Raw genomic sequence first — 24,511 nt, forward strand, 5'->3', positions numbered from 1 at the left:
TTCTGCCGGTCTATTTTTATTGGGCTAATCCGGATTCTTTTTCCAAACATTTCAAACCAACCTGTAGCGGTCACGACTATACCTTAATATGGAACTGTCGGTACAGGAATATCAATATCTGGTTTCGGAGATAACCCGCGAGACGGGTGCCAAACGGGACGGGAGCGGTAAGAACCTTATCGTTCCGCGCTGCCCGTTCTGCGGAAAGTCGGGCGGTAAGTTCGGTATCTACATCGGCAAGGCGACTGCCCACCGCCGGCCTTTCATGGCCCACTGCTTCTCCTGCGGGGCATCCACCCGTACATTGGAGCAACTTCTGGCGGCTATCGGTCGCATGGACCTGATGGTTTTGCAGACAGCTGACATTGCCGCACCGTTGAACCTGCACCTGCTGGAGAAGGACGAGGCGGAAGAAATAGACGACGAACTGGTGCCGGTCGAATTGCCGGACTTTTACAAGCGCACTTTCCGGCATCCGTATTTGCAGCGGCGCGGCTTCTGTTTCGACGATTACGAGTATTTCCCGGTCGGGATAACCGGCAGGCTCAATCCGCGCTACGCGGACTATGTCGTTTTTCCGGTCATCGATGACTGTACGGTTGTCGGCTATGTCTCCCGCCATACCTGGCCGAAAGAGGATATAGACGCCCACAACCGCAAGACCAGACATAGCGGCGGGTACAAGATCCTGCGTTACCGGAACTCCACGGAAAACGACTTTTCCAGACTCCTTTATAACTACGATGCCGTCCGTATGGATGAAACCGATACGGTCATCCTCGCGGAAGGTATTTTCGATGTCATCGCCCTGACCCGCAGACTCGAACTCTATGACAATTCCCATGTCGCAGCCGTGGCCACTTTCGGAAAGAAAATATCCGATGTACAGATCTACAAGCTGCAATCGAAAGGCGTCAGAACCGTAGTCATCGGTTACGATGGTGATGCCGTCGAGTCGGTAAAGCGGACGGCTGAACGGCTGAAACCCTATTTCGAGGTTTTCATCGCGGACATTGCTGATGCCGCCAAAGACTGGGACGAACTCACGGAAGCGGAAATCTACGGGATTTTCGCCTGCCGCCTGCTGTCCGTCCTTGAATACAAACTCAAAAAAGTACAGGAAAGATGATACAGGAACTTTTCTCATGGCTCGATGCACAACGGATAACCTATATCCCGGTCGATACGGAAGTGGTGGATATTCCCGGCTTCGGGCGGCTTTTCACGGCCGACCTGTCGGGAGTGGAATCCATCTTCCGCGGCGACGGGGACAAGCTCGTGTTCAACCTGATGGAAAGTCCGGATGTGCTGATGGAAGAAGGAATCTTCCATGTGGCCTTCCCGTTCGGCAGGAACTGGTACTACTATGACCTGCGGGAAGAATTCCGTTTCAACCTGCTGAAATATATCGGCCGGCCCAAGCCTCCGGTACATGATGTACCTTTCGTGAACCTCGGCATCCATACCTCCTACGAGCTGCTGAACGCCTGCTGCTCGCCGGAAGATTTGTGCCGCAAGGCGAAATGGCTCGGGCATACGGCTGTCGGCATCTGCGACCGCAATACAATGGCCGCCACGCTGAACCTTCAGAAGGAGTGCGCCAATACCGGGCTGAAACATATATTCGGCTACTCGCTGACAATGATGCACGAAGAAGAACGTGTCGGGCTGAAGATTTATGCCTTGGATAACGAGGGGCTGCATAATCTGCTGCGCATCCAACGGGCCGTCATGGTCGATTCGGAAGACAACACCCTCCGCTATGAACAGCTGCTGATGTATGCCGCAGGTTGTGTGGTGGTTTTCGCCATCCGTTCCGTCTACTGGATGGCCGGACACCCCAAACAGGTGAAGCGTATCCGGAAAGGTGCCGAAGCGGTCTATTACCAGGTCGACGCCAACGAATACAAGGCGGACCGCATCGACAGGGAGCAACTAGAAGCCCTGAAATATTATTTCGGCAACTGTTATGATGCCGACACGGATTCATTTACAGTAGAACCAGTCCTGATTCCGGACTGCTACTACATGGACAAGGACGATGCAGGGTACAGAATCGTGGTGAACAAGATTGCCACGGGAGCCGCCCATGAACAGAGCGATGACCAGTATTTCAAGACAGCGGATGAATTGTATGACACGCTCCGTCCTCTGTTCTCCGGGCAATGGGACTTCGATTCCCTGTTTAGGCGCATGTGCCGTCCCACGGTGGAGATTGCCGGACGTGCGGACGCCTCATTCGAGACCGGGCGAATGTTCATGCCGGAATACCGTATGCGACCGGAAGAGCGGGAACGGTATGGTGACCGCCGTACGATGTTCCTCCGACTGCTTGACGACGGGCTGGACCGGAAAGTGCCGGAACCGGAGCGGGAACGCTATCGGGAACGGCTGGACGAGGAAGTCTATATCATTGAATCGACCGACAATGTGGACTATTTCCTGGTGCAGTGGGATATGGTGCGGGAGGCGCACCGGAGAGGCATCGCAACTGGTATAGGTCGCGGTTCCGCCGGGGGCTCGCTGGTTTCCTACTTGCTTGGCATAACCTCCATCGACCCGCTGAAATACGACCTTATCTTCTCGCGCTTCCTCGTGCCGGAACGCTGCGGGCTCAGCTGGAAAGACGAACTGACGGTGCTTGCCCCGGACATCACACTCGGCAAGGGCGAACGCTATGTGGAGATGGAATCTGAAGGCAAGACTTACCGTCTGTGCACGGATGCCCGGATGCGGGTAATCCGTAACGGAGAAGAGCGGACGATATACGCAGATGAATTGATGTGTGGCGACGAAATCCTTTTTGACCGCCGAGATTGCTTGTGGAACCTAAAGGAACTCGAAACCCATGAATCCGACCTACGAACACCACCGTCCCTATGACGGTTGCGACCTTTACCGGGGCGATGCACTCGATGTGCTGCCCCTGCTGGCTGAAGAAGGCATCACTGCCGACATGGTATTGTCAGACCCTCCATACGGTACGACACATTGTCGATGGGACGCCGTGATAGACATCCCCGGGATGTGGAATGCTGTACAGGGCATATCCAGACCTGACACTCCCGTACTGCTGTTCTGCCAGCATCCTTTTACGAGCCTGCTGGGCAGCTCCAATCTCCGCAGGCTGCGGTATGCCTGGGTATGGGAGAAGACGCAGGCGACAGGCTTCCTAAACGCCAGGCGTATGCCGATGAAGGCGCACGAGGACATTCTGGTCTTTTACGACAGGTTGCCGAAGTATCATCCGATCAAGACGGACGGGCACAAGCGCAAGGTCGTGATGGCCGAACATCAGCGGAAATGCGATGCCGGCGAGATATACCGGAAGCACGATAATTTCCGGGATTACATATCCACGGAACGCTATCCGCGCAGTGTGCTGAAATTCAAGACGGACAAGCAGCTCTCCTGCCTGCACGCGACACAGAAACCTGTCGCCCTGCTGGAATACCTGATACGCACCTACACCGACGAAGGAGACATCGTCCTCGACTTTGCGATGGGCAGCGGCAGTACAGCCGTGGCCTGCCGGAATACGGGACGCCGGTTCATCGGCGTGGAGATAGACCTGGGAATTTTTCAGACAGCACTAAACCGTATAACCCATGGCTGACACCCGGGAAATCTGGGTGGATATCAAGAACTATGAAGGAAAGTACAAGATCAGCAACCTCGGGCGTGTCAAGAGTCTGGAACGGCAAGTTTCGCATGACGGTATCACCTGGACACAACCCGAACGTATCATGTGTCATTGGTGTGGGACGACTTCGCTCTATGACTGTGTCCGACTCTACAAGGGCGGTGTCGGAAAGAAGTTCTCCGTGCACCGTCTGGTGGCACAGCACTTCCTGCCCGACTGGAATCCGGGACTGGAGGTGAACCATATCGACGGGAACCGCGACAACAACCGTGCGGATAACCTGGAAATGTGTACGCACCAGCGGAATATGGAACATGCCATAGCGGGTGGCCTCAAACGGGATTACGGCGAGAAAAGCGTGAACGCCAAACTGACCAACGGGCAGGCGGAAGAGATACGGGTGAGGTATTCCTCCGGCCAGGCTTCCCAGAACAGCCTGGCAAAACAGTACGGTGTCAGCCGCCAGACGGTAAGCGCGATAATACGATACAAGAAATATATCAGATGAAAGTAACACATATAAGAATCAGGAAAGCAGACGGACCGCTGACGGTCATGGATGCCTTTGTGGACAAAGGACTGACAGAAGGCGGCCACGCTTCGCTGCCGGACATAGATGTCGACTATGCCTCCGACCGGCGGCAGGAGATCAAGGATTACCTGGAAGAACGGTACAACGCGGACGGCCGCCAGCGTGTCTTTTCCGCCGGCACCTTTACCACGATGAAACTGAAAGCCGCCTTGAAGGACGTGGCACGCGTACACCGCGTGCCTCACTCCATCGTGAACTATATTACCGCCATGATAGATGACGGCACGGACTGGACAGGACTGTTCAGACAGGCTGCCTTCAACAGAAAACTTCGGGACTTTATCCAGACCTATCCGCTGGTCATCGAGGACGTGCAAGGATTGCTCGGACAGCCCAAAGCGGCCTCCATACACGCCTCGGCCATCGTTGTCACACCGGACACGCGGGACGGCAGGCCCGCCGAATGCTTCGATTTCCTGCCGGTCCGTAAGATGGACGGGGCACTGGTATCGGAGTTCGACGGCTATTCGGTCGATGAGATCGGATTGTTGAAGGAGGATGTGCTGGCGACAAAGGAACTTGCCAAACTGAGTGCCGTCATCGCGTTGGTCAACCGGAATTTCGGGCAGGAACTTACTATCGGGCGTATTACGCAGGATATGCTGGAAGACGGGAAGACCTACCGACTGCTCTCGGACGGCAACACGCAGAATGTGTTCCAGTTCTCTTCGCCGGGCATTACCCGGTTTATCCAGGATGTACAGCCGGAGTGTATCGAGGACCTGATCGCCATCAATGCCCTGTACCGTCCCGCCACACTCGACATCGGTGCCACCGATGATTATGTCCGTTTCAGGCGTGGCGAAGTGGCCCCGGTCTATAACTACGGCTGTTATGAAGCAACGAAGAACACTTTCGGAATCATGGTCTACCAGGAGCAGTTCATGTCCGTTGCTCATACGCTCGGGGGATTCGACCTCGGGAAGACCGACTATCTGCGCAAGGCCATAGGAAAGAAGAAAGCCGACCTGATGGCCACGCTGAAGGCGGATTTCATTGCCGGAGCCGTCGGGAACGGATGCCCGGACTATGAGGCGGAGGAAATCTGGCACAAGATAGAGGTAGCCGGGAAATATTCGTTCAACCGTTCCCATGCCGCGGCATACGCCCTTACAGCCTATTGCGGGGCATGGCTCAAGGCCAATTACCCCTCGGCATTCTACACGGTGGCATTGCAATGGGCGGACGACAAGGAGATTCCTTCGTTGATGGCGGAGATGGAACGCTGCTCGTCGGCCAAGATCGTGCCGCCGGACATCAACCGCTCCGGGACGGAGTTCTTCACCGACTATGCCACCGATGAAATCTTCTGGTCGCTTACCCGTATCAAACAGGTCGGTGTCAAGACAGTGGAATACATCGTCACGGAACGCGACCGGGGCGGGGCATATACCGGTATCGAGAACTTCATCCACCGCATATTCCGTTACAAACTCAAGAAATACAGTTACTGGGACGACCCCGACAACGCGGAAGAGGCCGTGAAAGTCCCCGTGAACGCCCGGCATGTCAAGCACATGATCCTTGCCGGATGCTTCGACCGTATCGAAAAAGTCGGGGCGGTTACCGAACGCTGCGCGCTGCTCGAACGCGCAGCACGGGAACTGGGATTCTCCCTTTCTGAAAAAGACTTCCCGCAGGACATGCGCGGGCGGCATTTCTTCTGGTCGCAGCAGCAGATTGCCGTGTCGGGCATAGGCAGCATCGATTATCGCCGCATCTTCAACAATTCGGAAGCCCGCAGGCAGGTCAAGGGAAAAGCCTCTTACCTGACCCTGGACGAGGTGGCACGGGACGAGAACGACGGCAGGCGTGCGACTGTCTGCGCCACGGTGGTGGATGTAACCGAACATACCTACAAGGACAGGGAGACGGGAAGCCGGAAGCGTTTCGCCAAGCTGACACTCTCCCAGAACAACCGTCTGGCGGAATGTGTATGCTGGAACGACTATTACATGGAACACCACACCGAGATCCAGTCGCTCAAAGACCGGGTGGTCATCCTCACTGCCGTCATCCGTTACAGCGACTACAACGGATGCAATACATTACAGACCTATAGGAACTCATTGTTATTCATTCAATCCTGAAAAGATATGGCACCCAAGACAGAACAGAAGATATATGTAGGCATCGGGCTGGACTTCGAGACCGGAGGGCTGGACTGCCGTGAATGCGCCTGTACACAGATCGCCCTGCAAGCCGTCCGTTTCGACACATGGCAGGTATTCGACCGCTATCAGGCGTATATCGCCCCCTACGGGAAACAGGACGCGGGGCTTCCCCGACGCAAGGTGTTGCGTACCCGCCATGAACAGGCGAAAGAACCGGAATATGTCCCGATGAAGTACGAACAGACGGCATTGGACTATTCCGCCATTACCATGGAGATGCTGCGCACACAGGGTGTGGACATGAAGAAAGTCGCCGGAGAAGTCATCGCCTTCGCCAAACGCAGCACCCTCTCGAAGGGCTATCAGTGCAAGCCCGTGCTGGTCGGACAGAACATCGCTTTCGATATCGGATTCCTGCAACAGCTGATGAACTATGCCGGACTGGCCGCCGAGTTTGAAAAGACCTTTTCCGGTACCAAGGACTATTACGGCAACTTCCAGCCGCACTACATCGACACGCTTGTCATGGGACGGTTGGCTTTTGCCGCTGATCCGGAGGTTACTTCGTATAAACTGGAACTGGTAGCCTCAAAATTGGGGGTGGAACTGGACGATGCCCACGATGCGGCTGCGGATGTGACGGCCACGCTTGACATCCTGGGGGTCTATACCTCCCGTCTGCGCCAGACGGAAGGGGCGGCAATCGCTACGCAGAAGAAAGAGAAAACCCGTAAATATTTCAAGATATGAGTATGGACACGAATAAGGAAGCCCAAGGCATTGACCGGGAACAGATTCCCGAGACCATTACATTCCGTACGGCGGACCGGATGACCTACGGGGCGCTGGGCTATGACGGGAACGAACTGATGGCGTTCATATCGGGCTACGACCTGGAAATCAAGTTCAACCTGCGGCTCATCAACTCGCTAGCGGATGCGGAGGCGTGTGCCGATGCGTTGGCCCAGGTATTCTATGACGCATTAATGGAGCAGTTGCTCAATGAAAAGGCGGATTTTGTAAAACCTCCGGGATACAAACCCGCTACTCTTTCAGAAAAGGAAGGAAGAACCGATGTCAGACAAGATAACGAACACGCAGGATAGGCCGGAAGAGAAACCGCTCACGGAGCAGGAGCTGCAATTCTGCAACCTCTATGTGAACGGCGGGCTGGAATATGCCGGACGGCCGAAAAAATGCTTTGTGGAGGTATTCGGTGAGGATACGGTGAAGAACCCGTATGCTTCGGCCAATTACCTGATGAACAAACCGCATGTGCTGGCACATATCAAGGCATTGCTCTCCTCGGAACGGTTCGAGATGGAGACGATGGCTGTAAAGCTGCAGGTGACCGAGACTCTCAAGGCAATCATGGACGAGACGGCCACTTCGGACTATACAGACCGTTTCGGTGTGCCGCTCTCTCCGGCACCGCTCAGGGCCGTGTCGGTCAATGCCGCCAAGGCGCTGATGGATATCTTCCCCATCAGGCACAAGGAGGAGAACCGCCTGCGTATCGAAGGCAGCGACGGCAATGTTATCTTCAATGTAATCGTACCCCAAAATCCTGTAAAAGATGGCGAAGCGGAAACGTAAAATCACTAAGGAAGAAATCGCCTGGTGGGTCTATCTGGCGATGATGATCGCGCTTGTCATCTATGGGTTCCGGGATAGTGCGGCAGCCGAGACTCTGCTGAGGGCTATCAGGGACGCATTCTCACTTTTAATGGAATAAGATATGGAACAACTCAAAGAATTTGTAATGAAGTACTTCAAGATCATTGTCGTGGTACTCTCGTTCTCGCTGACACTGTACATACAGCATGTCAACAACACCGCCCAAATTGCAGAACTGGAGACCAAATGTATCGGTTTGGAAGTGGAAATCAAGAACCAGTATGACCGCATCAACGCCATGAAGCTGGACAAGTCCGTGTTCGAGGCGACCATGATGCAGCTCAACACGGTGCAGAATGACCTGCACGAGATCCGGGCCGACATCCGGGAGCTGCTGAAATGCCAGAACCTGCATAAATAACCCGATTTTTAAACTGCCGGTTATGACAAAGAATACTTATGTGAAAATCATCGCTTCTCCGGAACTTTCCCGCATGAAGCTTGGCGGACTGGCCGGCCGGAGAGGGCTGGTCGTGGAGGACCTGTCCGGTGAAGACAGGAAAAACAAGGGCGGGCTGGTTCTGTTGGAAGAGGCCTACATGGATGAGTTTGTCTGGTTCATTCCCGAAAAATCCGTGACATATGAATAGGCTGGACAAAACACTTCTGATAACCGTGCTGCTGCTCGGCGGCATCCTCTGGTTGCAGCACCGGTGGACAATACGCCTCACGGAAGAACGCGACCGTTTCCGCATGAACAGCACAGCCCTGCTTTCCGATGTGAAGCGGATGCGGACCGATTCAGCGACGATGGCCCTCGATGCCAAGGCACTGCGGCTGACCATAGACGAGTATGAGGAGTTCCGTGCCGAGGATGCCGAAACCATCAGGCGGCTCGGCGTGAAAATCAGGAATCTCGAAGCGGCGGCCCGGCATGAGGTCGAGGTGAAAGCACCGATAGACGCCGCCGTCCGCGACACGCTCATTGTCCGTGATACCGTCCCGCTACTGCGGCAGAAAGTGGAGATGGTCACGCCGCATATACATTTTAGCGGACTGATTGAAGAGAACCGTCTCAAAGGTGACATAAAGATACCCGTGACGCTTAACCAGGCTGTATGGGTGGAATACAAGGGATGGTGGTTCTGGAAGAGGGTCAAAGCTATCCGTCAGACCATATCCAGCAACAACCCGTATGTGGAAATCAGGTATTCGGAATATATAAAGATAGACAAAAAATGATGGTGGACTGCAAGCGTTGGATAGGGTGTGTTGATTGAAGCGACATTTACTCCGGACCGGGATGTATCTCAAATGATGGTTTCAGATACATCCCGGTCCGGAATATTTTAGCCCGTTGCCTGATATGGCCATTTATAACGGGCACGAGTGGGCCTGGTCCAGAACAGTAGTTTGGAAAACCATCCAATCCACAGATTTGACATCCGCCAGACCCATTGTGCCGGTAAATCCTGCCATCTGTACAGCTATACGGTTGTTTCCGGCAGCCTGCGCCGAACAGGAAACATTGCAACAATTCTGCATTACCGATGACTTATCCGGCCATGTCCGGATATTAAATGAAGATTGGCGGGACCGGCTTTCCGTTTCATCAAGCGCACCATTTCTATATCTTTCCATTCCATAACAGGTAGAGGCATGCAGTGCGCGCACCTCTTCCGTTCCGTGCAATAATGACATTCTTTCATGTCTCCGCCATATCGAAGTAAAGAAATGTTAAGCAAGGTGGATTTTCTCTCATTTTACGATTGAGAAACATTATTATAGTAATATTTTTCCGGACTACATCCTTGCCAGACTGTTTGCCATATTCTTTAATGACAGAATATCAATCATTGAAAATTAAGTAATATGGCAACAGTAAAAGTTAAATTCCGGGCCTCTTCCGTCGAGATGAAGGAAGGCTCGCTCTACTATCAAGTGATTCACAACCGTCTGGTAAGACAAGTGCATACCGGCTACAGGCTTTTTCCTTCGGAATGGGATGCCGGCATTTCCGAGGTCGTGGTGGCTTCCGGCACAGAAGAGGGACGCAGGAATTACCTGCTCTCCATGAAGACCGCCATAGCAGACGACCTGTCCCGGCTCCGGAGCGTCATCGCACGGCTCGAACGTTCCGACACGGGATATACCGCCGACAAGGTGGTGGAAGTGTTCTCCTCTCCGGCCGACTGTGGCGGTTTCCTTTCCTTTGCACGACAACTCATACAGGAACTGAAAAAGATAGGCAAAAGGCGCACGGCCGAAACATATACGACCGCCTTGAACAGTTTTTTGCGTTTCCGGGGCGAACGGGACCTGCTGTTCGAGGAAGTGGACTCCAACCTGATGGTGGAATACGAGACCTTTCTGAAAGGCATCAATGTCTGCCCGAACTCCTCCTCTTTTTACATGCGCAACCTGCGCGCCATCTATAACCGTGCGGTGGAAAGGGAACTGACCGTGCAGCGCTATCCCTTCAAACATGTCTATACGGGCGTGGACAAAACAGTGAAACGTGCCGTCCCGCTGAAAGTAATCCGCCGGATACGGGATCTGGACCTGACGCTCAGTCCTGTGCTGGATTATGCGAGAGATCTGTTCATGTTTTCATTCTACACCCGGGGAATGGCATTTGTGGATATGGCTTACCTGAAAAAGAAGGATTTGCAGAACGGAGTTCTGGTCTATCGCCGCCAGAAGACGGGACAGCAGCTTTTTATCAAGTGGGAGAAACCCATGCAGGAGATTGTCGGCAAGTACGATACGTCCGCGACTCCTTATCTGCTGCCGATCATCCGGGATATGGATACGGATGCCCGAAAGCAATACAAGAACGCCGCCCATCTTGTCAATGACAAACTGAAAAAAATAGGCCGGCAGTTAGGGCTTGCCATACCGCTGACAAGCTATGTCGCGCGCCACGCCTGGGCTTCCATCGCAAAGAGCAAGAACATTCCGATTTCCACCATCAGCGAAGCGATGGGACACGATTCGGAGAATACCACGCGTATCTACCTTGCCTCATTAGACACATCGGTCGTGGACAAGGCCAACAGCCTTATTCTAAAATCACTGTAATCGGGAGAAAGATTTGCATAATACCCGCACACCGTACGGACAGCAAAAAAGCCATTCGGAAAATGGCTATAGAAACTGAAAAGTTGTGCAATTTAAAACATCTCTTTTTAAGAGAAGTATTTTGCAAGTGCAAAGATACGCAAAAATCAAATAAGCGCTTCACGATTAACGAAATTTATTGTCCGTCAGAATGAAAAAACAGATGAGCCGTTAAGCGGGCATTTGCGATTTGTTTAGTAAAAATTACCGTTCAAAAAATAAACAGTAGAAAACCAGGTCTTTTCCTGAACGGTATTTTTCTTAAAAAGAGACAGACAGGAGACGGAATGATTTGACAGGAATCATGCAACCGAAAAAATGTTTTGCCAAACTTCAGAGAGCAACCATTGGAGTTTAAAAAACAAGTCGTTGAAATAGTGCGGGAAAATCCCGCCAAGGCGATAAACTGTTGAGTATTTGCCCGTTTCTCTCCGAAAGAGAAGTATTTGACGGTGCAAATATACGTATTTTATTGATTATAACGGCATAAACAGCTTGTTTTTTAAGTCTCAATCCGAGTTCTAAACCGGTTCTACTTCAATGAATGTTAAGCATTCCCAGTCGCTCGAACCGAACATAATCTGTTTTTCAGCCACTTATCATCAATGTTATACGCTACCACTTCTCTTTCGGAGAGAAGTATTGGTTTGGGAGTTGACGTGCCGGTTTTCCGGCCCGAATGAGATAACAAGAATAAGGAAAATATGAAAAAATTGATCTTCGGTGTTTTTCTTGCGGTTTGTTGGTGCACGGGCACTGTCAAAGCGCAGGATATCGCAGTAAAGACCAATCTATTGTATTGGTCAAGTACCACGCCCAACTTGAGTCTGGAATTTGGGCTGGGCAAACGCACGACCCTCGACCTCACGGGCGCCTACAACCCGTGGACGCTGAATAAGGACAAGAACAAGAAAATCAAACACTGGATGGTAATGCCGGAGTTCCGTTACTGGCTCTGCGAACGCTATAACGGCCATTTCTTCGGCCTGCACAGCGGTTACGCGTTCTACAACATCAGTGGCGTGAGAATCCCGTTCCAAAGCAAGTCCACGAAGGATCACCGTTATCAGGGCTGGGCTACGGGTCTCGGATTGTCGTATGGCTACTCATGGATTTTAGGCAAACGCTGGAACCTCGAAGCCACGATCGGTCTGGGTTACATCTACACGCAATACGATAAGTACGAGTGTGCCACTTGCGGCAAGTTCAAGGGCAACAAGGACAAGCATTATTTCGGCCCGACCAAGGCGGGCATCTCCCTGATATATATAATCAAATAACAAGAAAATGACTATGAGACGCATATACATCCTATTATTGCTGATATTGGCATGTTGTCCCATGATGTTGCATGCCGAGAACGAAACCAGTTACTTGCCTCTGATCGGGATTCGTCAGGGAGGGGTCGTCAAGCAGGGCCGCACGGTAGAGCTGACGATGTCCGTCGATTTGAGCAAGGCGAAAATCCGTACGCAGCACACCGTAGCACTGACACCCGTACTCATGTCGGCGGACAGTAGCCGCGAGGTGACCTTTCCCCCGATAGTCATCGATGGCAAGACCCGCCACAAGGTTTACTTGCGGGCGCAGCGGCTCGAAAGCGTGGAGCTTCCCCCTTTCCACAATGATTCCGCACAGGTAATCATACGCCACAGCAGCAAGGGGCAGCATTACGATTATGCGGCCACCGTGCCCTACGAGCGTTGGATGCTCGACGGGCGGATCAAAATCCGCGAAGAGGTACACGGCTGCGTGAACTGCGACAAGGGCAAGGCGGAGCAGTCCTTGTGGGCGGGCATACTTCCTGCCTATGTCCCCGATTACAAGCTCGACAGCATAGCCCCTGAACCTGAACCCGTGAAAGTGCGTGCCGAAACCCGCACCGCCCGGCTGCAGTTCCGGCAGGACAGTTATAATATATTGCCCGGATTCAAGAACAACCGTGCCGAACTGGACACCGTTTCCAACTCCATCGAGCTGGTAAAGAAAAATACCGACGTCAGGATTATCGGTATCTACATCACCGGTTACGCTTCTCCCGAAGGCAGCATGGCGCACAATATGGCCTTGTCCGAGAACCGCGCCAAGGCGCTGGCCGACTATATCCGCCGTTACGACGCTATCGCTCCCGAGATGCTCCACGTGGACTGGAAGGGTGAGGACTGGGAAGGTTTCGTCCGTGTGCTCGGCGACTTCCCGAACCTGCTGAAACGCGACGAGGTATATGAAATCATCGAACGTTACCCCGACGAACGGGATTTCTGCGAGCTGCAACTCCAGAAACTCGTGCCGCCGACCATTTACCACAGGCTGCTCACCGAGATATACCCCGCGTTGCGCCGCAACGAGTACCGCATCGAGTACAACGTGCGCAACTTTAACCTCGAAGAGGCTCGCCGCATGGTCGATGAGCGTCCCGACCTCCTGAGCCTGTCGGAAATGTACAAGGTGGCCGATTCCTACGGGAAAGGCACGCCCGGGTACGACAAGGTGATGGCCACCGCCTTACGCTATTTCCCCGCTTCGCCCTCCGCACTCAATGAGAATGCCGTGAACGCCATCTCCCGTGAGGAGTATGCCAAGGCGGTGGAGCTGCTCGAGAAATCGGAAGTCACCGCGCGGTCGGCAGAACTGCTCTCCACCCTCGGTGTGGCATACGCCGGGGCCGGACAATACGACAAGGCGGAGGATGTGTTCCGCCGTGCTTCGGAGGCAGGCTCCGCGACTGCCCGGCATAACCTCGAAGAGGTGCGGCAGGTCATCGACCAGTTGTAGACAAAATCCATAAGCGAGAAGTTATAAAAACCTTTTTACTAATTTTTAAATAACAAAAAGATGAAAGTCAAGAGTTTTTTATTGACAGCTTTAGCTGCTTCAATGACGTTTGTTGCATGTGACAACAAAGACGATGAAATGGGACAGTTGGACAACACCCCAAAGAGTGTAAGCATTGACCTGTCTAATGTGATTCCAGTAACCAGAGGCGCCGGTCAAGAGGTAGAAGACAACTCAAAGGTTTCTTTGACAGATTTACAGGTATTCTTTACAGACGGAACTACCCTGTATAAAGGAAAAACAATCGAAGGAACTGAGGCAACCCACTACTTCAGCAATAAAAGTAATTTTGACGACCGCGCAGATAAGGTATTCCATTTTTTACCTGCTGAGGTGAACAAGGTAATCGTTGTAGGTAACAACGGTAGTCAAATAAATGCATCTACTTATGTAGATTTGAAAAAAGACCTGATAATCGCCGAACAGCAAAATCCGACTGATCTAGACCTTTATAAAGAAGTCGAGTTGACTTCTGTGTCCGGTCAAGACGAGGCAGGACACCCGCTTTACAAAGCGAAGGTAGTGCTTGAACCGCGTGTATCCAGAATTGAAATCGGTAAATTTGAGTATACAGCTCCTACTCAAGGTCAGCGTAAGTACAAGAGTATTGAAGTTCAGCAGGTCATGTTGAACAACTATTTCGGGAAAGCAGACCGTCAGGGAGGAACAGCCAGTGACATACAGAACTCCGATATTAACCCCGGTTCTATATTCGGCCTTTTCGAGACAGCTGCTGATGCGTGGTATAACGATGAATTTACCTCAACAGAGAGTCCTGCAACCACCTTGCCTTTGGTTACATTGGATGAAAATACACAGTATAAGCATTCCTACGAGAAAGGCAATGTCCGTCCTGCATACCACTTCTTTCCTAAAGATAATAATATTGGAAATACTAACCATCCTCAAGTTCTTGTAAAATTGATTGGTACAACAAATGAAGGAACTAAGGTTCCTCTTTACTTGGCTACCAGTACATTCACTCCTGCTGTTACAGCAGATTTCGCCAAGATTTACGTCATGAACTTTGCATTTAGCGATGAGGATTTGGATAATCCTCAAAAATGTGTGGAGGTAACTGTTGACGTCATGAGCTGGGATGTAGTTCCTGTCACACCTGAATTTTAATTGATAACCCGATAGGCAGGGCGAAAGTTCCGCCCTGTCTATCCTTTAACACTTCAATCACATATATATGAAATTGACGAATATTGTTTTCTGCCTGACGTTGCTCGCCGGAGCCGCCACATCCTGCATCCGTGAGGATCTGGACGACTGTCTGAGCACGAACACGCTGTTGCTCAGCTACAAGGGCGACGGCACCACGGAGATATTCCCCGACAAGATCTGCCGGGTGGAGATGTTCGTATTCGATGCAGAAAATCGATGCGTCAATTCGAGTATCTTACCAGAGGAACAGGTCAAGGACCGCACGGCTACGCTTCCCCCGCTCGCTGCCGGAGACTACCGGATTGTCTGCCTGGGGAACACCCACCACACGAAGGTCGATGGCATCGCCACGGGCGATTTCGGCCGGATGCTCTTTGCCGCCGGGGATTATTTCGACGAGAAACAGGTTGCCGGCAACGATTCACTTTACTATGCTACGACCTCTTATACCGTACTGCCTTACAGCGGTGATGAAGAGGCAAACCAGACCAAAACCATAGAGTTCGCCAGCTCTCACTACGATCTGTCGGTGGAAGTGGCCGGAGTTCCCGCCCCGGGAACCCGCGCAGGCTCGCTGCCTGTGCTTGAGATATGCGGAGTCTCGCCCTGTACCGATTTTGAGAATCGGGCCTGTGGGGAGGCAACCGACTATTTGCTTGAAACCGAATACGAAGCCGGAAAAGCGTTGCTCACGGCCCGTACCAACATAATGCGTCACAAGAACCACGAGAACGTGAACATCCGCCTGAGCGCCGCCCCGAACGGGGAACCGCTGGCCGAAGTCAACCTCGCCAGGTTCCTTGCCGACAATCCTATTATAGACTGTTCCAAACATGAAGTGCTCATCCCGATACGCATCGAGTTCAAGTCGGGAGAAATCACGGTAAGCGTACCCGAATGGTACATCGAACAAGTGAAACCTGAGTTTTAGACCGAACCGAAAAGAATATGCTGAATACAAGAAAAATATTATACTGGGCAGTTACAGCAGTGTGCTGTGGCCTGTTGCCGTGCGGGTGCGTCAAGGAAGATGCCGCATCGCTCGGGGAACGGCACGATGTGGCAGTGCGGCTCAACGTAGGGACATGCGCTGTCGGCGAAACCGACGGCACACCGACCGGCGAAGAATCGGCCATTCACTCGCTTCGTGTCTATGCCTTTGTAAAAGGACAACTGGCGGGCCACGAGTTCCGGAGCGGAGACATGGAGACTCCGGCTACATTCTGGATGGATCTGACGATGACTTCCCTGACTACCGAAACGGTAGACTTCTACATCATCGCGAACGAGAAGGCCATGAGTACCCCAGGTGCCGAGAAAACCTTTACGGAAAATACTACGGAAGCGGAACTAAATGATTTCACGTTTACCACGCTGACACGAGATGTCCAAGCCTACGGACTTCCAATGTTCGGCAAGGAATCCAAAACAATCGACTTCTCGAAACTTTCTAACCGTCAGCCGATCGACCCCGGCCATTCGGGGCATACACCGCTGGAAGATGTCTTGACGTTCCAACTGAAGCGTCCCATAGGCAAGTTGGGCGTGTTCGCGGCCAAAGAAGCAGGTGAGGCAGGAGAGCTGTGTGTAACGGACCTGACCTTGCTGGAAGCCGGAACGCGTGCGTATAATTACCTGATGCCACAGACCGACGAAACGCTGAAACTGGCAGGCGCCACTGGTACCGGCGAGTTTTCACTCGTCCCCTCTTCAGCACCGGTAACGAAGACGCTGGCCACGAATATCACGCCCGAAGAGAGGCAGAACCCCGAAAACTACACGCCTGTACTGGGGGCTCCTTTTTATCCTTTCGAGAACCCTTGGGGCAGCGATTCGTGGAACACACCGGGTGATGAGCATGGAAACATCCTCAAAATCGGCTACACGTTCGACAGCGAGCCGCGCGAAGGTCTGGTCTATATGCCACGCATTGAAAGGAACAAGTATTATGCGGTATGCTGCCTGATGCACAACAGCGGCAAGATAACTGTCGCATACGATGTGGCCGACTGGGAGGACGGTGGAGATTATCAGTTGGAGTTCGATTACCCTTCCTATGAACTGCTGCAACCTTTCGGTGGAGGGACCGCCCCCTACGCGCAGCCGACGGTTTACTACAATGGCGGCGCATCATCGACAGCGGGAACCTACTCTTTTAGGTTCACCATCACAGGTCCTGTGAGACAGGAATGGCAGCCCACGCTGTTTGATGCCACAGCCGCAGACTATGAACTGACGGTATATCAAAACGTGGATGGTGTCAACACACTCGTGACACCGCCTTATGTGGCTTCCGATACAGCGTACGAAATCCGGGTAAGGGCACTGAAAGGCGAGAACGTGGACAAGCAGTTCTCGTTGGGCATCGCCTATACCCCGAAGTGGGATCCTTCGGGAAGCTCGCTCCTGCTGATCAACATGCAGAGCGGAGCCACGAACTGGACAGGAAGCGAGAGCACCGAGAAGATTGTAATCAAACAGGTTGACATACCTACAAACTAACAAGCGATGAGACGGATTATATACAATATGATGATTTGTTGTGCGGCGGCATGGCTTCTTGCCGCTTGCAGCAAAGATGACGATCTCCCCGGCGGGCAGACAGGAGGTAACGGCAACAGCATTATCCTCGACATCTCGTCGGGAGCGTTGCCGGTGAGTCGTGCTACCGTACCGGCCGAAGGGGCGGAGGTCGCAGTGAGCCATATCGACGTGCTGATTTTCAACGATACCGACGAGAAAACGAAGGTGTGGAGCGACCGGGTGAACGCGTCAGCCAATGAAACGGGACGGATTACACTGCCCGTAAAACGGTCGTCTTTTACGGAAAATGAGAGGTATTGGGTGTATCTGATCGCCAACAGCACCCACCCGGAAAAGGATTTTGAAAACCTCGCGAACCTGAACGCCTTGAAGGCGATGACGCAGGAGGACGAGAACATTCACCTGACAGGGAAAGACATTGAAGGTGTCCCGGGAACATTCCTCATGGACGGCATAGCCTATCCCGAAGGGAACGATGAACCGGCGGTTGCTGCTCCGGTCGTCCTCTACGACGGCTCGCAAGGGAATGACACGCGGCTGGCGGTCACGCTGCGCAGGGCAGCGGCAAAAGTCGTGGTGACCATCAACAAAGGCCAAGACGTGACTTTTGATTCCAAAGGCATAGGTTACTACCTGCGCAATATGCCCTATACCACATCGGTAGTGGCGGGTGCGGACGGTGCGGCAAAGCTGAGGAATACCGCCCAGACCTCCGGCGGCTATCTTGAGTGGACGGCGAACAAAATTACCGTAACGGCTTACATGTATGCCCATGCCTGGGACAATGGAAGTTCCATGGAGCAGGAAGTGCGCCTGGTGATGAACATCCCCCTGACTTACCAGAAGGATACCGACCCGCAACTGCGTCCCGATAACTACTACCAGATTCCTGTCTGTAACGGCAAGGCCCTGAACCGCAACACCTGCTACAGGGTAACGGCAACGGTCAATGCCCCCGGAGCGGAAAATCCCTCCACACCGGTGCAGTTGACGGATTTGAAATATACCGTGGAGAATTGGATAGACGAGACGGTAAATGTCGGAGGCGGGGACCGCCCGACTTTCCTTGTGCTCAACCGGTACGACCTGGAAATGCACAACAAGGAGGACGACCGCACCAGCCTGATCTTCACCTCCTCGTCGGAAGTGACGGCACAGATTACCCGGGTTTACTATATAGACAAGTTCGGAAGGGAACAGAACTTGGAGAAAAGATACCCCGATAATCCAAACGATAACGAATGGGGAGTGAGTACCGGATACAGATGGCGCAGCCATGGCAACATCCTCATTACTCCCGACAAGGGGCTCAACGGCAAGCTGGATGTACACAGCGACCTCCCCAGGAACAATACGATACGTTATATCGAAGTCCGGGTAACAAATGAGGACGGCAACGAACGTACCGTAACCATTGAGCAGTATCCGTTGGAATATATCACGAATATCCAGGGGTGGTACTCGTACCGCGATGATTTCAAGAATTCAGATCCTAACCCGACTACCTATGAATATGTAGGTGATAAAATTACCGGAATCGCCCTTGCCACCAGAAATATCTCCAGTTGGAACGGAGAATATAGATACCTAACGGGGACAGATGGTTTATTTGGAGGTCCTCCGGACGGATTCTTCGTTTCAAAAGTAGCAAAATTGAGGAATGATGGAAGCGGACAGTCTGATTTATATGAATACTATTACACATCAAACTCAAACAGACTTCGGGAATCCCGCTATAGCGAAATTAACGGCAGAATGTACACCATTGTATTGACAGGGACATCCAGTGAATATACTCTTGGCCGTCCACGTATGGTCCAGGATACATACCATCCGGAACTTATGGTTACGGATCCGGGACAGGACAATGCCCAATTGGTCTCGCCGTCATTCATGATAGGTTCCTGTGTAGGCGAATTCCAAGTTGGAGGAGGAAACCTGAAGCTGGACGGGAGTGACAACAGTGTCCGCGTTGCACGCGAGCACTGCGCGCATTATGTAGAAACGTATAAAGACCCGAAAACCGATAGGACGGTTACCTTGGATGACTGGCGCCTGCCCACAGAAGCCGAACTTAAAATCATTTTTAAATTCCAGGGCTCGAAAGACCAGGATGCAGACGCCATAGACTACCGCTTGAACGGACAGTACTATTACAGCGCAAGCGGAAGATTTTATAATGAGAAATACACCGTTAGCGGTACCGGAGTGGCCTGTGTACGCGATGCCTACGGTAAAAAGGAATAAACGTAGAAACCTGTCAAAAAGAAACGAAATATGATAAAGGAAATAATAGACAAGCTTGTCGCCCTGCTTGCGGTATCGGCCCTGCTCGCTTCGTGCAGCGAAAGCGAGTTGTGGCAGAATCCGCAGACCGAGGCACGCGACGGCTACATCATGCTGAATTTCAAGACGGAAATTCCTGCGATGCAGGAAGTCGTCACCCGTGCGGTAGACCCTGACGGTGGCGGAGTGCAAGATATGACACTTTTCTGCTTTGACAGTTACGGGCTTTTCATCTCTACCGTCAAGGCCGGTGTCACGGTGCAGAAGCCCGGCCCGGGGGAGATGGAGGGCACATTCAAGGCTGAGGTGCCCGAAAATACCCGGACCATCCATTTCCTGGCCAACCAGAATATGGATGAATTCAAGGAGGACAGTTTCCGCAACAAGTCGGAGTCCGAGGTCATGGCAGTGTTGGAGGGCTCGTCCGGACGCATGATCTATTGGGGCCGTTTCGCCTGCGATGCAGGAAACGACAGCAATATAGCCGAACAGATGGCCACCTCGGGCAATTCCGTCAAACTGATCCGCAACCACGCGAGAATCTCCGTCGACAACCCGGACAATAACGGGCATATCGTGATTACGGGCTTTGCGGTCTGCAACACCAACGCTTTCGGAACGGTGGCCCCGCACCACCCGAAGAAAGGCTTTGATTTCACGTGGCCTTCCAGCGACGACCCCTTCGTCACGCTTCCCGTGAACGATGCCAAGATGAGCGATATTACGGACGTGACATCCAGCATGAACCAGTATGTCTTCGAGTGCGAGAACAGTGCCGATGCCCCTGTCAGCGTAATTCTTCGGGGACATCTTCCGGATCAGGACGAAGAGAAATACTACCGTGTCCTGCTGGTTGACGACAAGGGCGAGCAGCTCCTCGTGCGCCGGAACCACCATTACAAGCTTCACATCGAGGGCGCGCTATCTTTCGGTCAGGCCTCCTTTGCCGAGGCGTTGGAAGCGGCAGCCACGAACAACGTATGGATTTCCATTTCCGATGAAGTGAACGAGGTGGAAGATACGGACTATATCCTGACAGTAGAGAAGACTTTTGTCGTACTGGACGAGAGCTTTACGGAAAACGGAGGCAGCTACACGCTCAATTATACCATTAAAGGAAAAAATGACAAAGCCATCACCGAAGCCGATGCCGCAACGGTCTCCTGGATAGACAACGGGGTGGCGACGCAGACATTCGAGACGAAATTCGAGGTCGTGAACGGTGTCGGACAGGGACATATCCAGATACACCTGCTTCGTTTGGAAAATAACGAGAAACTGGAAGGTACGCTGCTTGTCAAGAAGGGACGGCTGCAACGCAAAATCAAGGTCATCACGATCAGGAAGCAGTCTTTCGTGCCTGCATGGGTCGGGACGGAAATATACGGTAATTTAGGGAACGGTGCCAACAAGAACAACCGTGCCCATGTTACGGCCATGTTCACCATACCCGAAAGCTGTCCCAAGGAGCTGTTCCCGATGAATGTGTACCTTTCCGTTGGCGATCTGGATATCCGCAACGCTTCGGGCATGGAACTGCCCGTGGTGCGCGAGGCGGACAATGACTGGTACAGCAGCGGTGAAATCTCTTCCGTCTATCAAGGCAAAGAGCCGGATTACAAATTTGTCTACACGGCCGATGGTCCCGGCGTCCAGCGTGTCTATTTCGAGAACATATTGAATCAGGAAAACGGCTACGAGGGCACGCTCTATATCGAAGCCGAATATTTCGAAACGATGCGGCGCAAGTTCAAATACTCCACCAATCTCGTATCCATCACGGTGCAGGGACTGAACAAATACGATGCCGTAGGCTCGGGCGTACAAGATGAAGTGATATACTATCGTCTGGTTCCACAGAAAAAAGGAGCCAACGTGCAGTTTGACATGCTGCTGGCAGAGAGGTCCGACAATGATCAAGGGACAGGGAACGACAATCCTGCCAATGCGCAAGGCAAAGACGAATTCCTGCTCTACTCGCAATACCTGGATTATTACGAGGACGGTGAGGAACCCGATGCCGGAGTGACTGCATTCGATTGCAAATTCTATCCCGATGAATCGAACAATTGGTGGCAGACCAACAATCCCCAAGGCGGCCGTATGCTGATGTTCAAACCGAGAACTGAAGTTTTGAGCAGCCCGTCGCAAGGTACCGGAAGATATTCCATCTACATGAAGACCAACCGTGCCCGGAGCGCCGAGGTGATCCACATCGCCTCCAACGACAACCGGCTCGGACCGGTATTGCCGGAAGATGCAAACGAGGATAATCCCGGTATATATGGCGGCCGATCATACCGCAGTACGACTTTCGAGCTGGCCAACTACACCCCGTTCCGGTTCGGAGCCCGCGTGAAGTACGGCAACAACGACTGGCAGGGAGAGGCCGACGAGCCTGACCGCACGGTAGCATCCGGTGCCATACCGGCAGACATACCGGAAAAAGTCACCCCGTTGGAATGGACATATCAACCCGACCAGCGGGTGGATATCGGCATCGATGTGACGAGCTTTGCCGGTTTTGACAACAAGTCGGTGGATCCTTTCGGCCAAGCGTTCGAAATCTATATCGACGCGCCTATGCTGAAAATCGATGCCGGCCGTCTTGCGGAAAACAGACTGGACGGAACCAAACTGAAAGCGCATCCCACGATTCCCGGGCGTTTTGTCTATACCGTGGATGCCAAGCGGGAGACGGAACGGCGATATGGTACGGATGATATTGCTAACACGGACAATATTGCCTCCAGTCAGCGTGGGGAACGCAAGACCCTGCCGTTCCTTGTGAATAGCGTCGTAAGTGCCGGGGACATCGTGATTTCGTCCGATGAAAGCCGGGTAGTGTATTATTCCAAGACTTTCCGTGTGTCGAACCAATCGATTGCCGGGACGCTTCAATATAAAAATACCGCCGGCGTGGTGCAAAACATACCGAAGGATGCTTTCGTATCCTTCGAGCGTACCCGCAACGGAAGCCGTATCGGGTCGGTAAGCGTAACAGCCGACGGCCAGTACGAACTTCGGCTTCGCAAGGAATATGAGTTTAACTGGTACACGGACGAGGTGGAACTGCATTACACAGGTGACGGAGGCATGGTTTATCATGCGACATACCCGAGCCTGTCCAGCCTGTTTGCCAGTCCGCACATCGTACTTGAACCGTCTGCCGGCGAATGAGATTTTCCGAACCGGTATATGCAACGGCACCGGACGTTTCCACATCCGGCGCCTTTTTAACAACATAAGATATGAAGATGCTGAATCATACTTTTTTCGCCTGTCTTTTGGGCATGAGTCTCGTTTCCTGTTCACATGCCCAACAGCAGAAAACCAAGGAATTCCGTCTGCCCGACGTGCCTGTCACGCTGACGGCGCCTGAAGACAGGGCGGCGTACTTGTCCCTGCATTACTGGGACCACTTCGATTTTGCCGATACGTCGCTCATCTCCCGTCCTGAAATCACCGAGCAGGCCTTTGTCGATTTCCTCGGCATCCTGCCCTATACCGACCGGGCACAGGCTGCCATCGATACTCTTTTCCGCCGCGCCGCAACCGGACAGGAGATGCTGTATCACTTCATCGGGCTGAGTGACAAGTACCTCTACGAGCCCAATTCGCCCATGCATGACGAGGAACTGCATATCCTCGTATTGCGGGCACTGCTGGACAACCCCTGCCTGTCCGATACGGACAAGATACGTCCCCGCTACCTGTTGGAAATAGCCATGAAGAACCGTCCGGGAGACGTGGCGGCGGATTTCACCGTCACTTGCCGGGACGGCAGGCGCAGGCAGCTCTCCGGCATAAAGGCCGACTACGTGCTGGTTTACTTCAACGACCCCGATTGCGAGGACTGCCGCCGGGTGAAGGAATTGCTTTCCTTGTCCCCGGTTGTGAACGGGCTGTTGGAGTCCGGTCGCCTGAAACTGCTTTCCGTATGCGTGGAGGGAAAGACCCCCGCATGGGAAAAGGCGGATTTTCTCAAGAGCTGGATTGACGGCTATGACGAGGGCCAGCGGCTTACCCGTGAACAGGTGTACGACCTCAAGGCGATACCGGCCCTTTACCTGCTCGATGCGGAAAAACGGGTGATACTCAAGGACGCTTCGTTCGAGCAGGTGGAAGAACGGTTGTCCTGAAAGATGCCTCATGAAAGCCTATGAAGACATCCGGAAAAGACAGTAAGGAGAGCAACCGTTTCAGGGGCATCAGGCCGGAGACGGAGGAGAAATACCGCCGAGCGATCGAGATGTACGCTTCCACGGAGCTTTCCGGCTGTGAGATATGCCGTATCTGCGAAGTGACAGAATCGGGTTTCCGGTGTTACCTGACCAAGTACCACCGTGAACTCGTGCTGGCCCGTTACGCTATACTGTGCAGCAAAGAAGAGGCCGGGCAGATTAAGTTGGGACAGCTCCGGGGACAGTTGCCCGCTACCCGTGTCAAATACAAGGATACCATCGAGGCGTGCGGGAGCATGGAGCATATCGGATTGCACGTAAATTCGGGTTGGAAGGCACGAATCTGGGCAGGCAGCCGTGTACGCACTACCCCGAGATAATCGAATGGCGCGAGAAGGTGCGCGAT

General features: G+C 52.8%; 23 protein-coding genes. 22 read left to right on the plus strand and 1 reads right to left on the minus strand.

Features of this window, described 5'->3' with window-relative positions; translation table 11 throughout:
• The first annotated feature begins 88 nt into the window (after positions 1-88).
• From DW896_RS09420 to DW896_RS09470, 12 genes are read left to right on the plus strand one after another with little or no spacing between them, the layout of a single operon-like run.
• Positions 89-1,129 carry a toprim domain-containing protein gene (locus DW896_RS09420; protein ID WP_004293559.1) on the plus strand — a complete coding sequence of 347 codons (1,041 nt, stop codon included), beginning with the start codon at positions 89-91 and terminating at the stop codon, positions 1,127-1,129.
• Complete coding sequence (locus DW896_RS09425) at positions 1,126-2,883, plus strand: PHP domain-containing protein (protein ID WP_004293558.1); 1,758 nt, start codon at positions 1,126-1,128, stop codon at positions 2,881-2,883. The genes DW896_RS09420 and DW896_RS09425 overlap by 4 nt, the downstream gene beginning before the upstream one ends.
• Complete coding sequence (locus tag DW896_RS09430; protein ID WP_009316563.1) at positions 2,849-3,616, plus strand: site-specific DNA-methyltransferase; 768 nt, start codon at positions 2,849-2,851, stop codon at positions 3,614-3,616. The genes DW896_RS09425 and DW896_RS09430 overlap by 35 nt, the downstream gene beginning before the upstream one ends.
• Positions 3,609-4,151, plus strand: a complete 543-nt coding sequence (locus DW896_RS09435; protein WP_004322855.1) for an HNH endonuclease — start codon at positions 3,609-3,611, stop codon at positions 4,149-4,151. The genes DW896_RS09430 and DW896_RS09435 overlap by 8 nt, the downstream gene beginning before the upstream one ends.
• Positions 4,148-6,325, plus strand: coding sequence for a DNA polymerase III subunit alpha (locus tag DW896_RS09440; RefSeq protein WP_117965151.1), 2,178 nt, complete (start codon positions 4,148-4,150; stop codon positions 6,323-6,325). The genes DW896_RS09435 and DW896_RS09440 overlap by 4 nt, the downstream gene beginning before the upstream one ends.
• Positions 6,326-6,331: 6 nt before the next feature.
• Complete coding sequence (locus DW896_RS09445) at positions 6,332-7,099, plus strand: PolC-type DNA polymerase III (RefSeq protein ID WP_008860772.1); 768 nt, start codon at positions 6,332-6,334, stop codon at positions 7,097-7,099.
• A complete protein-coding gene (locus DW896_RS09450; RefSeq protein WP_009316565.1) occupies positions 7,096-7,455 on the plus strand; it encodes a hypothetical protein in 360 nt (119 codons plus the stop codon). The genes DW896_RS09445 and DW896_RS09450 overlap by 4 nt, the downstream gene beginning before the upstream one ends.
• On the plus strand, positions 7,424-7,945 hold the full coding sequence (locus DW896_RS09455) for a hypothetical protein (protein ID WP_009316566.1): 522 nt from the start codon (positions 7,424-7,426) through the stop codon (positions 7,943-7,945). The genes DW896_RS09450 and DW896_RS09455 overlap by 32 nt, the downstream gene beginning before the upstream one ends.
• The gene (locus DW896_RS21465; protein WP_008860769.1) at positions 7,926-8,084 is read left to right on the plus strand and encodes a hypothetical protein; all 159 of its coding nucleotides are present in this window, start codon (positions 7,926-7,928) and stop codon (positions 8,082-8,084) included. The genes DW896_RS09455 and DW896_RS21465 overlap by 20 nt, the downstream gene beginning before the upstream one ends.
• Before the next feature lie 3 nt (positions 8,085-8,087).
• Positions 8,088-8,387 carry a hypothetical protein gene (locus DW896_RS09460; RefSeq protein ID WP_117589673.1) on the plus strand — a complete coding sequence of 100 codons (300 nt, stop codon included), beginning with the start codon at positions 8,088-8,090 and terminating at the stop codon, positions 8,385-8,387.
• A gap of 22 nt (positions 8,388-8,409) precedes the next feature.
• Positions 8,410-8,616: a hypothetical protein gene (locus tag DW896_RS09465; protein WP_004293549.1), complete on the plus strand. Its 207-nt coding sequence runs from the start codon at positions 8,410-8,412 to the stop codon at positions 8,614-8,616.
• Positions 8,609-9,208, plus strand: a complete 600-nt coding sequence (locus DW896_RS09470; protein ID WP_004293548.1) for a DUF6549 family protein — start codon at positions 8,609-8,611, stop codon at positions 9,206-9,208. The genes DW896_RS09465 and DW896_RS09470 overlap by 8 nt, the downstream gene beginning before the upstream one ends.
• Positions 9,209-9,340: 132 nt before the next feature.
• Here DW896_RS09470 and DW896_RS09475 read toward each other — a convergent pair whose 3' ends face one another.
• Positions 9,341-9,667, minus strand: coding sequence for a hypothetical protein (locus tag DW896_RS09475; RefSeq protein WP_008672759.1), 327 nt, complete (start codon positions 9,665-9,667; stop codon positions 9,341-9,343).
• 171 nt (positions 9,668-9,838) lie between these two features.
• Here DW896_RS09475 and DW896_RS09480 point away from each other — a divergent pair, with 171 nt between their 5' ends.
• The 10 genes from DW896_RS09480 to DW896_RS09525 all read left to right on the plus strand — a co-directional run bounded on the left by DW896_RS09480 (position 9,839) and on the right by DW896_RS09525 (position 24,485).
• Positions 9,839-11,047 carry a site-specific integrase gene (locus tag DW896_RS09480; protein WP_087393857.1) on the plus strand — a complete coding sequence of 403 codons (1,209 nt, stop codon included), beginning with the start codon at positions 9,839-9,841 and terminating at the stop codon, positions 11,045-11,047.
• Between the two features lie 743 nt (positions 11,048-11,790).
• On the plus strand, positions 11,791-12,366 hold the full coding sequence (locus tag DW896_RS09485; protein ID WP_004293545.1) for a DUF3575 domain-containing protein: 576 nt from the start codon (positions 11,791-11,793) through the stop codon (positions 12,364-12,366).
• Between the two features lie 13 nt (positions 12,367-12,379).
• The gene (locus DW896_RS09490) at positions 12,380-13,861 is read left to right on the plus strand and encodes a DUF3868 domain-containing protein (RefSeq protein ID WP_004293544.1); all 1,482 of its coding nucleotides are present in this window, start codon (positions 12,380-12,382) and stop codon (positions 13,859-13,861) included.
• Positions 13,862-13,921: 60 nt separating this feature from the next.
• Complete coding sequence (locus DW896_RS09495) at positions 13,922-15,049, plus strand: hypothetical protein (protein WP_004293543.1); 1,128 nt, start codon at positions 13,922-13,924, stop codon at positions 15,047-15,049.
• Positions 15,050-15,116: 67 nt separating this feature from the next.
• Complete coding sequence (locus tag DW896_RS09500; protein WP_004293542.1) at positions 15,117-16,022, plus strand: FimB/Mfa2 family fimbrial subunit; 906 nt, start codon at positions 15,117-15,119, stop codon at positions 16,020-16,022.
• Between the two features lie 17 nt (positions 16,023-16,039).
• Positions 16,040-17,593 carry a fimbrial protein gene (locus DW896_RS09505; protein ID WP_004303989.1) on the plus strand — a complete coding sequence of 518 codons (1,554 nt, stop codon included), beginning with the start codon at positions 16,040-16,042 and terminating at the stop codon, positions 17,591-17,593.
• A 6-nt stretch (positions 17,594-17,599) separates the two neighbouring features.
• On the plus strand, positions 17,600-19,882 hold the full coding sequence (locus DW896_RS09510; RefSeq protein WP_004303990.1) for a fimbrial protein: 2,283 nt from the start codon (positions 17,600-17,602) through the stop codon (positions 19,880-19,882).
• Positions 19,883-19,912: 30 nt separating this feature from the next.
• Positions 19,913-23,101, plus strand: coding sequence for a hypothetical protein (locus DW896_RS09515; protein ID WP_004293539.1), 3,189 nt, complete (start codon positions 19,913-19,915; stop codon positions 23,099-23,101).
• Between the two features lie 71 nt (positions 23,102-23,172).
• The gene (locus DW896_RS09520) at positions 23,173-24,063 is read left to right on the plus strand and encodes a DUF5106 domain-containing protein (RefSeq protein ID WP_117589671.1); all 891 of its coding nucleotides are present in this window, start codon (positions 23,173-23,175) and stop codon (positions 24,061-24,063) included.
• Between the two features lie 20 nt (positions 24,064-24,083).
• Positions 24,084-24,485 carry a hypothetical protein gene (locus tag DW896_RS09525; protein WP_004293537.1) on the plus strand — a complete coding sequence of 134 codons (402 nt, stop codon included), beginning with the start codon at positions 24,084-24,086 and terminating at the stop codon, positions 24,483-24,485.
• The last annotated feature ends 26 nt before the right edge of the window (positions 24,486-24,511 follow it).

The sequence above is a fragment of the Bacteroides sp. AM41-16 genome (genome assembly GCF_003603495.1).
Classification (GTDB): Bacteria; Bacteroidota; Bacteroidia; order Bacteroidales; family Bacteroidaceae; genus Bacteroides; species Bacteroides uniformis.

Excerpts from the sequence above, each read along its gene's own strand:
- DW896_RS09420 (WP_004293559.1), top strand. The coding sequence starts at position 89 with ATGGAACTGTCGGTACAGGAATATCAATATCTGGTTTCGGAGATAACC.
- DW896_RS09425 (WP_004293558.1), top strand. The coding sequence starts at position 1,126 with ATGATACAGGAACTTTTCTCATGGCTCGATGCACAACGGATAACCTAT.
- DW896_RS09430 (WP_009316563.1), top strand. The coding sequence starts at position 2,849 with ATGAATCCGACCTACGAACACCACCGTCCCTATGACGGTTGCGACCTT.
- DW896_RS09435 (WP_004322855.1), top strand. The coding sequence starts at position 3,609 with ATGGCTGACACCCGGGAAATCTGGGTGGATATCAAGAACTATGAAGGA.
- DW896_RS09440 (WP_117965151.1), top strand. The coding sequence starts at position 4,148 with ATGAAAGTAACACATATAAGAATCAGGAAAGCAGACGGACCGCTGACG.
- DW896_RS09445 (WP_008860772.1), top strand. The coding sequence starts at position 6,332 with ATGGCACCCAAGACAGAACAGAAGATATATGTAGGCATCGGGCTGGAC.
- DW896_RS09450 (WP_009316565.1), top strand. The coding sequence starts at position 7,096 with ATGAGTATGGACACGAATAAGGAAGCCCAAGGCATTGACCGGGAACAG.
- DW896_RS09455 (WP_009316566.1), top strand. The coding sequence starts at position 7,424 with ATGTCAGACAAGATAACGAACACGCAGGATAGGCCGGAAGAGAAACCG.
- DW896_RS21465 (WP_008860769.1), top strand. The coding sequence starts at position 7,926 with ATGGCGAAGCGGAAACGTAAAATCACTAAGGAAGAAATCGCCTGGTGG.
- DW896_RS09460 (WP_117589673.1), top strand. The coding sequence starts at position 8,088 with ATGGAACAACTCAAAGAATTTGTAATGAAGTACTTCAAGATCATTGTC.
- DW896_RS09465 (WP_004293549.1), top strand. The coding sequence starts at position 8,410 with ATGACAAAGAATACTTATGTGAAAATCATCGCTTCTCCGGAACTTTCC.
- DW896_RS09470 (WP_004293548.1), top strand. The coding sequence starts at position 8,609 with ATGAATAGGCTGGACAAAACACTTCTGATAACCGTGCTGCTGCTCGGC.
- DW896_RS09475 (WP_008672759.1), bottom strand. The coding sequence starts at position 9,667 with ATGTCATTATTGCACGGAACGGAAGAGGTGCGCGCACTGCATGCCTCT.
- DW896_RS09480 (WP_087393857.1), top strand. The coding sequence starts at position 9,839 with ATGGCAACAGTAAAAGTTAAATTCCGGGCCTCTTCCGTCGAGATGAAG.
- DW896_RS09485 (WP_004293545.1), top strand. The coding sequence starts at position 11,791 with ATGAAAAAATTGATCTTCGGTGTTTTTCTTGCGGTTTGTTGGTGCACG.
- DW896_RS09490 (WP_004293544.1), top strand. The coding sequence starts at position 12,380 with ATGAGACGCATATACATCCTATTATTGCTGATATTGGCATGTTGTCCC.
- DW896_RS09495 (WP_004293543.1), top strand. The coding sequence starts at position 13,922 with ATGAAAGTCAAGAGTTTTTTATTGACAGCTTTAGCTGCTTCAATGACG.
- DW896_RS09500 (WP_004293542.1), top strand. The coding sequence starts at position 15,117 with ATGAAATTGACGAATATTGTTTTCTGCCTGACGTTGCTCGCCGGAGCC.
- DW896_RS09505 (WP_004303989.1), top strand. The coding sequence starts at position 16,040 with ATGCTGAATACAAGAAAAATATTATACTGGGCAGTTACAGCAGTGTGC.
- DW896_RS09510 (WP_004303990.1), top strand. The coding sequence starts at position 17,600 with ATGAGACGGATTATATACAATATGATGATTTGTTGTGCGGCGGCATGG.
- DW896_RS09515 (WP_004293539.1), top strand. The coding sequence starts at position 19,913 with ATGATAAAGGAAATAATAGACAAGCTTGTCGCCCTGCTTGCGGTATCG.
- DW896_RS09520 (WP_117589671.1), top strand. The coding sequence starts at position 23,173 with ATGAAGATGCTGAATCATACTTTTTTCGCCTGTCTTTTGGGCATGAGT.
- DW896_RS09525 (WP_004293537.1), top strand. The coding sequence starts at position 24,084 with ATGAAGACATCCGGAAAAGACAGTAAGGAGAGCAACCGTTTCAGGGGC.